Source organism: Streptomyces sp. NPDC059037 (assembly GCF_042740015.1).
In the GTDB taxonomy this organism is placed as follows: Bacteria; Actinomycetota; Actinomycetes; order Streptomycetales; family Streptomycetaceae; genus Streptomyces.
The window spans coordinates 1-12,597 of record NZ_JBHYIG010000281.1; the positions used below are offsets into that span (position 1 = coordinate 1).

The following is a 12,597-nucleotide window of genomic DNA, read 5'->3' on the forward strand; positions in this document are numbered from 1 at the left end:
GCCCCCCGCGCGCCGTGTCGGCGCGGTCGCGGTGGTTGGTTTCTCCACCCCCCCCCACCCCCCCCCCGAACCCCACCTCACTCCTGCGCGGCCCACCACTCCTTGAGCGCCGCGACCGCCGCGTCCCGCTCCATCGGACCGTTCTCGAGCCGCAGCTCCAGCAGGAACTTGTAGGCCTGGCCGATGACAGGGCCCGGTCGTACGTCCAGGATCTGCATGATCTCGTTGCCGTCCAGGTCCGGGCGGATCGAGTCCAGCTCCTCCTGTTCCTGGAGGCGGGCGATGCGCTCCTCCAGGCCGTCGTACGCGCGCGACAGCGCACTCGCCTTGCGCTTGTTGCGGGTCGTGCAGTCGGACCGGGTCAGCTTGTGCAGTCGGCTCAGGAGTGGGCCCGCATCGCGTACGTAGCGGCGTACGGCCGAGTCCGTCCATTCGCCCGTGCCGTAACCGTGGAAGCGCAGGTGCAGCTCCACCAGACGGGAGACGTCCTTCACGAGCTCGTTCGAGTACTTGAGCTCCGTCATCCGCTTCTTGGTCATCTTGGCGCCCACCACCTCGTGGTGGTGGAAGGAGACCCGGCCGTCGTCCTCGAAGCGCCTCGTCCGCGGCTTCCCGATGTCGTGCAGAAGGGCCGCGAGCCGCAGCGTCAGGTCCGGCCCTTCCTCCTCCAGCGCCATCGCCTGTTCAAGGACGATCAGCGAGTGGTCGTAGACGTCCTTGTGACGGTGGTGCTCGTCGCGCTCCAGGCGCAGCGCCGGAAGCTCCGGGAGAACGTGCTCGGCGATGCCTGTGTCGACAAGTAGAGCCAGTCCCTTTGCCGGGTACGGCGAGAGGAGCAGCTTGTTCAGTTCGTCACGTACGCGCTCGGCGGAGACGATGTCGATGCGCTCGGCCATCGCCTTCATCGCGGCGACGACGTCCGGAGCCACCTCGAAGTCCAGCTGCGCGGCGAACCGCGCGGCCCGCATCATCCGCAGCGGATCGTCGGAGAAGGAGTCCTCCGGAGTGCCAGGGGTGCGCAGGACGCGCTCGGCGAGGTCCTCGAGCCCGCCGTGCGGGTCGATGAACTCCTTCTCGGGGAGCGCCACCGCCATCGCGTTCACGGTGAAGTCACGGCGTACGAGGTCTTCCTCGATGGAGTCGCCGTAGGAAACCTCGGGCTTGCGCGAGGTCCTGTCGTACGCCTCGGAGCGGTACGTGGTGACCTCGATCTGGTAGCCATCCTTCTGGCTGCCAACCGTGCCGAAGGCGATCCCCACCTCCCACACCGAATCCGCCCACGGCCTGACGATCTTCAGTACGTCCTCGGGGCGGGCATCGGTCGTGAAGTCCAGGTCGTTGCCGAGCCGGCCAAGGAGCGCGTCTCTCACCGAGCCGCCGACCAGGGCAAGGGAGAACCCGGCCTCCTGGAAACGGCGGGCGAGGTCGTCCGCGACAGGGGACACGCGCAGTAGTTCACTGACCGCGCGGCGCTGCACCTGGCTCAGTGCGCTGGGATTCTCTTCATTGGCGTTCGGCACAACAGAAAAGGGTACGTGGCCCGCGCACCCCCGTCCGCCCGGTTTTCCGGGCCGCTCCCGGTTCGCGCGCCCCTCCCCGGCCAGGTCTTCCGATCATGTGGAGCAGTCCGCGGCACTTCGCCACAGCGCACCTCGTTACCATGCGTGGACGCACAACCGACGACCACTGACGACGACGAGGACGGGCAACGCGTGGCCGAGGCGGCAGACTTCCCGGGGACCAGTCCCTCACCTGCTCGCCGGTGGCTGCGGCGCACGGCAGCGCTGCTGGCTGGGGCCCCTTTGCTGACCGGTGTGCTGCAGCTTCCTGCGGCGCCGGTCGCGGATGCCGCCGTGCCCGGCGCGGCGGCCAAGGCCACCGGTTCCAGCACCGTCGACGTCTCGCTGAACTCGCTGACCCCCACCGCCCCGACGGAAGACGACACCGTCACCGTCTCCGGCACGGTCACCAACAACGGCAAGCAGACGGTGACCGGAGCCGAGGTCGGCCTGCGCCTCGGTCCTGCCCTGACCGGCCGGAGCCAGATCGACGCGGCCGCCAAGCGCACCGGCTACCAGCCGGGGGCCGACGGGGCCGACGGAGCCGAGGTCGGCGGCAAGTACGTCGAGAAGGTCTCCAAGCTGGCGCCTGGCGTCCGCCAGGACTTCAGCATCTCCGTGCCGGTCAAGGCGCTGGACCTCGGCATCGACGGCGTCTACCAGCTCGGTGTCTCCCTCACCGGCCGGACATCGGCCCAGCCGTGGTCACAGGTGCTCGGCTTCGAGCGGACCTTCCTGCCGTGGCAGGCGGAGGACGCCGACACGAAGACGAAGACGACGTATCTGTGGCCGCTCATCTCCACGTCGCACCTCACGGCGGAGACCGGCTCGGACGAGCAGCAGACGCCCGTGTTCACCGACGACGACCTGGCCAAGGAGATCGCCCCCGGCGGCCGCCTCGACCAGATGCTGTCGCTGGGCCGCAAGCTCGACGTCACTTGGGTCGTCGACCCCGATCTGCTGGCCTCGGTCGACGCGATGACCCGGAGCTACCGGGTGCGGACCGCCGACGGCAGGTCGACCACCGCGGGCAGGAACCAGGCGGTCGCCAAGCATTGGCTGAACGACCTCGAGCAGACCGTGCAGGACGAGAAGGTCGTCGCGCTGCCCTTCGCCGACCCCGACCTCGCCTCGCTCGCCCACAACGGCAAGGCGGTCAGCGGGTCCCTCGGCCAGCTCAAGGGCGCCACCGACGTCGGAGCCGAGGCCGTGGAGACGATCCTCCACGTCAAGCCGCGGTCGGACTTCGCGTGGCCGGTGAACGGCGCGCTCGACCCGTCGATCGTCGACGTCTCCACCTCCGCCGGCGCCCACACGGTGATCGCCCGCAGCGACAGCCTGCGTGAGACCGACGGGCTGCCGTACACGCCCAACGCCGCACGGCCCATCGGCGGCGGCACGACCGCCGTGGTGGCCGACGCCGGGCTCTCCACCGCGTTCCAGGGCGACATGACAGGGGCCGAGACCTCCACGCTCGCCGTGCAGAAGTTCCTCGCCCAGAGCCTGATGGTCACCCTGCAGGACCCGGACAAGCAGCGGAGCATCGTCGTCGCCCCGCAGCGCATGCCGACCGCCAGCCAGGCCCAGTCGATGGCGAAGGCGCTCACCGCCCTCTCCGGCGAGCGCTGGTCGGAGCCGCAGGACCTGACGGCTGCGGCGAAGGCCAAGCCGGACCCGGCGGCCACGACCAGGGTGCCGTCGGCCGGCTCCTACCCGGCGTCGCTGCGCAAGCAGGAGCTGCCGAGGTCGGCCTTCCAGGACATCCAGAACACCCAGAACAAGCTCAACCGCTTCAAGACGATCCTCAGCGAGCCCGACCGCGTCATCACTCCCTTCGGGCGGGCCATAGACCGCGAGATGTCCACGTCGTGGCGTGGCCGGGCCGCAGAGGCTGACGGGTTCCGCCGGGGCGTGCAGAACTACCTCACGACGCTCACCCAGCAGGTGCGGCTGATCCAGAAGTCCGACGCGAAGCTCTCGGGCCGCAGCGCGACGATCCCGGTGACGGTCCAGAACAACCTGGTCCAGGGCGTCGACCACATGGTGCTGCGCCTCACGTCGGAGAACCCGACGCGACTGAAGATCGGCGGCGAGGCCTACTGGGAACAGCCGGTCAAGATCGCGGGCGGCCACGCCCAGTCGGTGAAGTTCACCACGACCGCCAACGCCAACGGCCCGGTCCCGGTCTACGCCCAGCTCTACACCGAGGACGGTCAGCCGTACGGCGAAGCGGTCCGCTTCGACGTGAACGTCACCGAGATCACCCTCACCGTGATGCTGGTCATCGCGGGTGGCGTCCTGCTCCTGGTGCTCGCCGGGTTCCGGATGTACACCCAGCGCAAGCGCGCCGCCAGGAAGCAGGCCGAGGAGGCCGCGTCCGACGGCTCCGACCACGGACCCGACGACGGCCCGGACGGCGAGTCCGGCACCGAGACCGGGGACGACGACCCCGAGCAGCCGAGTGACCCGACACCGGACACCGCTCCGGAAAGCACCGACCCGTCGGACACGGGTGAGAGAGTGGACCGTTGAGCGATGTCGTGGCCGGTGGGCCCGGGGACGATGAGGTGGGGTATCCATGAACGCGCCGTACGACGGTGACCGTGGCCAGGGCGCGGGCGGTTCAGGCCCCCCTGAGAACGGGCAGATGCCACCGCAGCCGGCCCCGGACGTGTACCTCCAGGACGCCTACGACCAGGACCCCTACCGCGCGCAGGACCTCAGCGCCCAGGACCCGGTGACCGAGGCGCTGTACGACCGCGCCGCGCACCCCCCGCCGCCCCCCGGCTACTACCAGGACCCGCAGCCGCTCTACGCCCAGCCGCCATCCCCTCAGCACGCGCCGGACCCCCGCGTGTGGGCCCAGACCCCGGCTCCCGAGCCGGACGGTCCGACCCGGCACCTTCCGTACGGCGACGATGCCCGTACGACCCAGTTCGTGGGCGTCGACGACCTGGTCACGCAGGCCGGCGAGGAGCACCACGAGCCGGACGCCTTCGCCCACCTCTTCCGCGACCAGCAGCCGGGCGGCTACCGCGAACCACAGGGCGCCGCTTACCAGCAGCCCGATGGCTATCCGCAGGACGGCTACCCCCAGGGCAACCAGGACGGCTACCCCCAGGGCAACGGCCACCAGCAGCCCGATGGCTACCACCCGCCCGAGCCGCCGGGCGTCCCCGCCCCTGCGGCCCCGGCTCCGGCGCCCGCCCCGAAGTCGAGCGGTGGTGGCCGCGCATCGAGCCTGCTGAAGTCCAGTGCGGTGATGGCCGCCGGCACGCTCGTCTCGCGTCTCACCGGCTTCATCCGTTCTGCCCTGATCGTCTCGGCGCTCGGCGTCGGACTGCTAGGTGACACCTTCCAGGTCGTCTACCAGATCCCGACGATGATCTACATCCTCACCGTCGGCGGCGGCCTCAACTCCGTGTTCGTACCGCAGCTGGTGCGTTCCATGAAGACGGACGACGACGGCGGCGAGGCGTACGCCAACCGCCTGCTGACCCTCGTCATGGTGGCGCTCGGCGTCCTCACCGTCCTGGGCATCGTGCTGGCTCCGCAGCTGGTCCGGGTGATGTCCGTGCCGGTCGCGAACGACCCGGCGGCCACCGAGGTCGGTACGACGCTGCTGCGCTACTTCCTGCCCTCGATCTTCTTCATGGGCATCCATGTGGTGATGGGCCAGATCCTCAACGCGCGCGGCAAGTTCGGCGCGATGATGTGGACGCCGGTCCTCAACAACATCGTCATCATCGCCACGCTCGGCATGTTCATCTGGGTCTACGGATCGTCGGCGTCGTCCGGCATGACCGTGACCAGCATCCCGCCGGAGGCCGAACGGCTCCTCGGCGTCGGTGTCCTGCTCGGCCTCGTCGTCCAGGCCCTGGCGATGATCCCCTACCTGCGCGAGACCGGATTCAAGCTGCGTCCGCGCTTCGACTGGAAGGGCCACGGCCTGGGCAAGGCCGCCAAGCTGGCCAAGTGGACGATCCTGTTCGTCCTTGCCAACCAGGCGGGCGCCCTCGTCGTCACCCAGCTGGCCACCGCCGCCACCGTCGACCTGCCTTCGACGAGCGGCATCGGCTTCGCCGCCTACGCCAACGCCCAGCTCATCTGGGGACTCCCGCAGGCGATCATCACGGTCTCCCTGATGGCGGCCCTGCTGCCCCGCCTGTCCCGCTCGGCACAGGACGGTGACACCGGCTCCGTCCGCGACGACGTCTCGCAGGGCCTGCGCACGACAGCGGTCGCGATCGTGCCCGTCGCCTTCGGATTCGTCGCACTCGGCATCCCGATGTGCACGCTGATCTTCGGCTCCTCCGGCAGTGCCCAGGCCACGAACATGGGCTACATGCTGATGGCTTTCGGCCTCGGCCTGATCCCTTACTCTGTGCAGTACGTCGTGCTGCGTGCGTTCTACGCCTACGAGGACACGCGGACACCCTTCTACAACACGGTCATCGTCGCCGCCGTGAATGCCGCCGCCTCCACGGCCTGCTACTTCCTGCTGCCCACCCGCTGGGCGGTGACGGGCATGGCCGCCATCTACGGCCTCGCCTACGCCATCGGCGTGGGCGTCGCCTGGCAGCGGCTGCGGAAGCGTCTCGGCGGCGACCTGGACGGCGCCCACGTCCTACGTACGTACGCCCGTCTCGGCATCGCCTCGCTGCCCGGAGCGCTGCTCGGCGGCGCCGCCGCGTACGCCGTCACTCAGGGGCTCGGTCAGGGCGTCCTCGGCTCACTGACGGCGCTGATCGTGGGCGGTGCGGTGCTGCTCGGCGTCTTCTTCATCGCCGCGAAGCGCATGCGGATCGCGGAGCTCAACTCCATGGTCGGGATGGTGCGCGGCCGCCTCGGACGGTGAGTTCGAGGGGTCCGCACAACCATCACCGGCCACCGCGTGTCGTGCATAGCGCCGGACTGTGGGCACAATTGGCTTTGGCGTCTGACGAAGCGCAACGGATGGGGAGGCAGGAACGACGGTGGCGGAACGGAGCACGGCTGCCGTCGACGTGGCAGACAACAGCGGCGATGAGCCGCTGACCGCGAAGGCGGAGCAGGCCACGGCCGACGGGGTGGCCCAGACCCGGGAGCGGGAAACGGCAGAAGAAGGCGCAGCAGAGACCGGCGAGCCCACGAGCTCGGGGGCGGCATCACCCCCCGAGCTGCACAGCGGTCACAAGCTCGCCAGACGCTATCGACTCGAAGAGTGCGTCACCCGTCTGGACGGTTTCAGCAGTTGGCGCGCGGTGGACGAGAAACTCCGCCGGGCCGTCGGCGTACATCTGCTGCCCGCCGACCATCCGCGGGCACGATCGGTGCTCGCCGCTGCGCGCTCGTCGGCGCTGCTCGGCGATCCCCGCTTTGTGCACGTCCTGGACGCGGTCGAGGAGAACGACCTCGTCTACGTCGTCCACGAGTGGCTGCCGGACGCCACGGAACTCACCGCACTGCTGGCCGCGGGCCCTCTCGAGGCGCACGACGCGTACCAGCTCGTCAGCCAGGTCTCCCAGGCCATGGCTGCCGCCCATCGCGAAGGCCTCGCACACCTGCGGCTGACCCCGAGCGCCGTCCTCAGGACGTCGACCGGCCAGTACCGCATCCGCGGCCTCGCCGTGAACGCGGCGCTCCGAGGCATCAGCTCGGACACCCCACAGCGCTCGGACACGGAGGCGATCGGCGCGCTGCTGTACGCCTCGCTGACCCAGCGCTGGCCCTACGAGGACGATGCGTACGGCCTCTCGGGGCTTCCCAAGGGTGTCGGCCTGATCGCACCCGACCAGGTGCGTGCGGGCGTGCACAGGGGCCTCTCCGAGCTCGCGATGCGCGCGCTCGTCAACGAGGGTGCGACCGCATCCCGCCAGGAGCCTCCCTGCACGACGCCGGAGGAACTGGTGAAGGCCATCGGCGAGATGCCCCGCATCCGCCCTCCGGAGCCCGCGTTCACCGCACCGCCCGAGTACCAGCGCACGACGTACCAGCAGGGCACCTACGGCCGCCCCGCGGCCCGTCCCGGCGTCACCCAGCCGGTGCCGACCCCGCCGCCCCCGCTGCAGAGCCGTACGGGCAAGGCCCTCAAGTGGGCCGTGTCGGCGCTCCTCATCGCGGCCCTTGGTCTCGGCAGCTGGCAGCTGGCGGACGCGCTCATGGACCGGGGGAAGAACGACGACCCCGGCTCGACTGACACCTCCGACGACGGCGACAAGAACAAGCCGAAGCCCGGGAAGCCGCTCCAGATCCAGGACGCGGACGAGTACGTGGCCGAGGGTCAGGCGCAGAACCCCGAAGGCGTGTCCAAGACGCACGACGGCGACGACTCGACGTACTGGCGGACCAACAGCTTCATAGACGGTCCCACGCTCGCGCCCTACAAGCCCGGCGTCGGTATCGTCTACGACCTCGGCAAGGAGCAGGACGTGTCGACCGCGTCGATCGGGCTCCGCTATGAGGGCGACCACACGACGGTCAAGCTGTACGCCACGGACTCGATGTCCTCCTCGACGCCGCTGACCGCGATGAAGGAGATCGGGACCGCCAAGACCACCGGCCACAGCTTGAAGGTCAAGGCGGAGAAGCCGGTCAAGACGCAGTACGTGCTCGTCTGGCTGACCGATGTACCAAAGTCGCCCCGTGATGAGTACAGCAGCGCGGGGTACAAGCAGGCCATCACGGACGTGAAGTTCACGGACTGAGGGTGGGCTCACCGGGGGGAGGGGGTTCGACGGTGGATGACACCACGCACGGCGAGATGAGCGATCAGGACCTCCTGGCCCGCCACGTGGCCGGCGACAAGGACGCCTTCGGTGAGCTCGTGCGCCGCCATCGCGACCGCCTGTGGGCGGTCGCCCTACGCACGCTGGGGGACCGCGAGGAGGCCGCGGACGCCGTCCAGGACGCCCTGGTATCCGCCTACCGTGCCGCGCACACCTTCCGCGGTCAGTCCGCCGTCACGACGTGGCTGCACCGGATCACGGTGAACGCCTGCCTCGACCGGGCGCGCAAGGCGGCATCGCGGAAGACCTCCCCCATCGACGACACCGAACGCCTCGAGCAGCTTCTCGAGCCGCACGAGTCGGCGTCGGCCCCCGTCGAGCGGGGGGATCTGCACCGCCAGCTCATCGAGGCCCTCGGCACACTGCCGCACGACCAGCGCGCCGCACTCGTCCTGGTGGACATGCAGGGCTATCCGGTGGCCGAGGCGGCCCGCGTGCTCGATGTGCCCACCGGCACCGTGAAGAGCCGCTGCGCGCGCGGCAGAGCCAGACTGCTGCCGCTGCTCACCCACCTGCGTACGGAGACGCGTACGCCGAGCGGAGACGGCGGCGAGGACCAGAACGGCAAGAAGCCGGACCCGGGAAGGAACCGGACGCAGGGGACATCCGTCCCACCTGCAGCGGGGCCACGGGAAGCGGGACCAAGCGATTCAGCTGCTGTGAAGGGCGGAGGTGGGCGAGCGTGACGACCACGACCGACTCGGCCGGGCACCCAGAAGTCGCTGAGATCTCCGACCTCACGGAAGGGCTGCTCGCCCCTGCCCGCACCCTCGACGTGCGGCGGCATCTGGACGACTGCGAGCTCTGCGCCGATGTCTACGCGTCACTGGAGGAGATCCGCGGCATGCTCGGCACGCTGCCGGGTCCGCCGCGGATGCCCGCCGATGTCGCCGGACGCATCGACGCGGCGCTGGCGGCGGAGGCGCTGCTGGACTCCATCACACCTGAGTCGCTCCCGCCTGAATCCCTCACGGCCGACTCGGTCACGTCCGACTCGCTCGCGCCCGACTCGCTCGCGCCCGAGACCGAGACCGATGCTCCCGACACCGCGTTGACCGCTGGCGCGCGTGTTTCACGTGAAACATCGCCCGGCTCCGCCGAGCCGGCGGTCACTCCCACCCCCGGTCCGTCCGCAGACCGGCCCGCCGGACACCCTCGTGCGGCCACCGGACCTGGGCGTCGGAGCCGGCTCCGGGGCGGACGTCGGCGCACTGCCGTTCTCGGGGCCGTCGTCACGGCCGCCGCCATCGGCCTCGGAACGCTGTTGATGCAGAACCTGGGCGGCGGCTCGGGCGGGACAGCCGGCACCTCGTCGGACCACACCGCCTCCGCGCATGCCTTCTCCGAGGAGAGGCTCAAGGGCCAGGTGACCGACCTCCTCGCCAAGAACCCGGCTGCCGAGCCCGAAGCCGGCAAGTCGTCCTTCGACGTGCGATCGAGCCCGGAGTCCCCCAAGGAGAACTCACCGATGCGTGAGGCGGCGGTCTCGGTGCCGGAGTGCGTCCAGCGAGGCCTCGGCGCCAGGACGCCGATCGCCGCTGAGGAGGGCACGTACAAGGGGAAGGACGCCTACCTCGTCGTGGCGTCGCATGACTCCGACAGCACCAAGGTCTCCGCGTACGTCATCGACGCGACGTGCACCGACAAGCCGTCGTCGTCCACCGCCACCGGCAAGATCCTGCTGACGAACTCCTACGCCCGGCCCTGACCTCTCCGCCCCGCCAAGAGGAGCGCGGTCGTGCAGGGGCATGCCGCCGTCCCTGACATGCTTACGTGCGCCCGGACACGTCGGGAATGCAAGCCCCGTAGGATCCGTTGGGTGGGGTGAGAGACCTGAGACAGGGCACCCACCAGCAGTACGCAGCAGTCTCCAGAGACGAGGAATCAAGCCGTGACCGACGTCCGTAACGTGATCATCATCGGCTCCGGGCCCGCCGGCTACACGGCGGCGCTCTACACCGCACGCGCGTCGCTGAAGCCGCTGGTGTTCGAGGGCGCCGTCACCGCGGGTGGTGCGCTCATGAACACCACCGAGGTGGAGAACTTCCCCGGCTTCCAGGACGGCGTCATGGGCCCCGAGCTCATGGACAACATGCGGGCCCAGGCCGAGCGCTTCGGCGCCGAGCTGGTTCCGGACGATGTGATCGCTGTCGACCTGAGCGGCGAGATCAAGACCGTGACGGACACGGCGGGCACCGTGCACCGCGCGAAGAGCGTGATCGTGACGACCGGCTCCCAGCACCGCAAGCTCGGTCTGCCGAACGAGGACGCGCTGTCGGGCCGCGGCGTCTCCTGGTGCGCGACCTGCGACGGCTTCTTCTTCAAGGACCAGGACATCGCCGTGATCGGTGGTGGCGACACCGCGATGGAGGAGGCGACCTTCCTCTCCCGCTTCGCCAAGTCCGTGACGATCGTGCACCGTCGCGACAGCCTGCGTGCCTCCAAGGCGATGCAGGACCGCGCGTTCGCCGACCCGAAGATCAAGTTCGTCTGGGACAGCGAGGTCGCCGAGATCAAGGGCGAGCAGAAGCTCTCCGGTCTGACGCTGCGCAACCTCAAGACGGGTGAGACCTCCGAGCTGCCGGTGACGGGCCTGTTCATCGCGATCGGCCACGACCCGCGTACGGAGCTCTTCAAGGGCCAGCTCGAGCTGGACGACGAGGGCTACCTGCAGGTCGAGGCCCCCTCGACCCGGACGAACCTGACCGGTGTCTTCGGTGCCGGTGACGTCGTCGACCACACGTACCGCCAGGCCATCACGGCAGCCGGCACCGGCTGCTCCGCCGCCCTGGACGCCGAGCGCTTCCTCGCCGCCCTCACGGACAGCGAGACCGCGGCAGCCACCGTCTGACATCCCTTCTTCCCCACCGCCCCACCAAGTTAAGGAGCCCGCCGTGGCCGGCACCCTGAAGAACGTGACCGACGCTTCCTTCGAGGAAGACGTCCTCAAGAACGACAAGCCTGTCCTGGTGGACTTCTGGGCCGCCTGGTGCGGTCCGTGCCGTCAGATCGCCCCGTCCCTCGAGGCGATCGCGGCCGAGCACGGCGACAAGATCGAGATCGTCAAGCTCAACATCGACGAGAACCCGGGCATCGCCGCCAAGTACGGCGTCATGTCCATCCCGACCCTGAACGTGTACCAGGGTGGCGAGGTCGCCAAGACCATCGTCGGCGCCAAGCCGAAGGCTGCTCTTGAGCGCGACCTCGCGGACTTCATCGCCGAGTAACGAGCGATGAGTGGCGGGCGCCGACCGACGAGCGCCGCCGCCGCGTGACGTTGTTTCACGTGAAACACGAATGGGCCAACCCTCCGGGGTTGGCCCATTCGCATGACAGGGCTGGGCTCAGAGCGGTCGGAGTACCGGCTCCTTCTGTACAGCGCCGAGGAGTCGGTCGAGCGCCATCTCGACGTCTTCCTTCCAGGACAGCGTCGTACGCAACTCGAGTCTGAGCCGGGGATACGAGGGATGCGGGCGGACCGTCTTGAAGCCGACCGCCAGCAGATGGTCCGCGGGCAGCACACAGGCGGGCTTCTCCCAGCGGGCGTCGCCGAAGGCCTCGATCGCCTTGAAGCCGCGGCGCAGCAGATCCTTGGCCACCGTCTGGACGATCACCCGGCCGAGCCCCTGGCCCTGGTAGTCCGGCATGATCCAGGCGGTCATCAGCTGCACGGCATCCGGCGACACGGGGCTCGTGGGAAACGCGATGGACCGGGGCACGTACGCCGGGGGTGCGTAGAGGACGTAGCCCACTGGCACCTCGTCGACGTACACGACGCGGCCGCAGGATCCCCACTCCAGCAGGACGGCGGAGATCCAGGCTTCCTTCTCCAGCTCGGGCGTGCCGGCCTTTACCGCGGCCTGGCCGCTGACCGGGTCCAGTTCCCAGAAGACGCACGACCGGCAGCGCTTGGGAAGGTCCGGGAGGTTGTCCAGCGTGAGCGGTACGAGCCGACGCCCCATGAAGGCGGTTCCTCACTTCCTTCGCCAGCGGCTTCGCGGGCGGCAGTCAGAGCGCTCCGTTCCTTCAGCAGGCTGCCGACGAATCCGCCGACCGCTCCCAGCCCAAGGCCCGCGGTCATCAGTCCGGTGCGGCTCACCGATCGCATGGCCCCCGCCTCCCCAATGAGGTGCCGTCAGCTGGATGCGCCATACCCGATCGCATCGTATCCACGATGCGATTCCATCGATAGCGGAATAAAACAAAAATAGGGGGGGGGGGGGGGGGTGACGCGCCACCGCCGGGGGGGGGAGACAAAAACACTCACACCA

General features: G+C 69.5%; 9 protein-coding genes. 7 read left to right on the plus strand and 2 right to left on the minus strand.

The features are described 5' to 3' along the window. Positions 1–77 precede the first annotated feature (77 nt). The gene (locus ACFWY6_RS37570) at positions 78–1,520 is read right to left on the minus strand and encodes a CCA tRNA nucleotidyltransferase (RefSeq protein ID WP_384700228.1); all 1,443 of its coding nucleotides are present in this window, start codon (positions 1,518–1,520) and stop codon (positions 78–80) included. 192 nt (positions 1,521–1,712) lie between these two features. On the opposite strand from ACFWY6_RS37570, the gene ACFWY6_RS37575 reads away from it, so the two are divergent. The 7 genes from ACFWY6_RS37575 (at position 1,713) to trxA (ending at position 11,553) form a co-directional block, all read left to right on the plus strand. Further along, entirely contained in the window at positions 1,713–4,091 is a 2,379-nt protein-coding gene (locus ACFWY6_RS37575; RefSeq protein WP_384700240.1) for a DUF6049 family protein, read from the plus strand. Positions 4,092–4,137: 46 nt separating this feature from the next. Further along, positions 4,138–6,417 (plus strand): murein biosynthesis integral membrane protein MurJ, encoded by a 2,280-nt coding sequence (murJ, locus tag ACFWY6_RS37580; protein ID WP_384700230.1) that lies wholly within the window; start codon positions 4,138–4,140, stop codon positions 6,415–6,417. Positions 6,418–6,535: 118 nt separating this feature from the next. Continuing rightward, positions 6,536–8,245 carry a serine/threonine protein kinase gene (locus ACFWY6_RS37585; protein WP_384700232.1) on the plus strand — a complete coding sequence of 570 codons (1,710 nt, stop codon included), beginning with the start codon at positions 6,536–6,538 and terminating at the stop codon, positions 8,243–8,245. 32 nt (positions 8,246–8,277) lie between these two features. Next, positions 8,278–9,012, plus strand: coding sequence for an RNA polymerase sigma factor SigM (gene sigM, locus ACFWY6_RS37590; RefSeq protein ID WP_365497525.1), 735 nt, complete (start codon positions 8,278–8,280; stop codon positions 9,010–9,012). Further along, on the plus strand, positions 9,009–10,034 hold the full coding sequence (locus ACFWY6_RS37595) for a hypothetical protein (RefSeq protein WP_384700234.1): 1,026 nt from the start codon (positions 9,009–9,011) through the stop codon (positions 10,032–10,034). The genes sigM and ACFWY6_RS37595 overlap by 4 nt, the downstream gene beginning before the upstream one ends. Before the next feature lie 183 nt (positions 10,035–10,217). Next, on the plus strand, positions 10,218–11,177 hold the full coding sequence (gene trxB / locus ACFWY6_RS37600) for a thioredoxin-disulfide reductase (RefSeq protein WP_384700236.1): 960 nt from the start codon (positions 10,218–10,220) through the stop codon (positions 11,175–11,177). A gap of 43 nt (positions 11,178–11,220) precedes the next feature. Then, positions 11,221–11,553 carry a thioredoxin gene (gene trxA / locus ACFWY6_RS37605; protein WP_135332065.1) on the plus strand — a complete coding sequence of 111 codons (333 nt, stop codon included), beginning with the start codon at positions 11,221–11,223 and terminating at the stop codon, positions 11,551–11,553. A 117-nt stretch (positions 11,554–11,670) separates the two neighbouring features. Here the strand turns inward: trxA and ACFWY6_RS37610 are convergent, their stop codons facing one another. Continuing rightward, positions 11,671–12,288, minus strand: coding sequence for a GNAT family N-acetyltransferase (locus ACFWY6_RS37610; protein WP_384700238.1), 618 nt, complete (start codon positions 12,286–12,288; stop codon positions 11,671–11,673). Between the last annotated feature and the right edge of the window lie 309 nt (positions 12,289–12,597).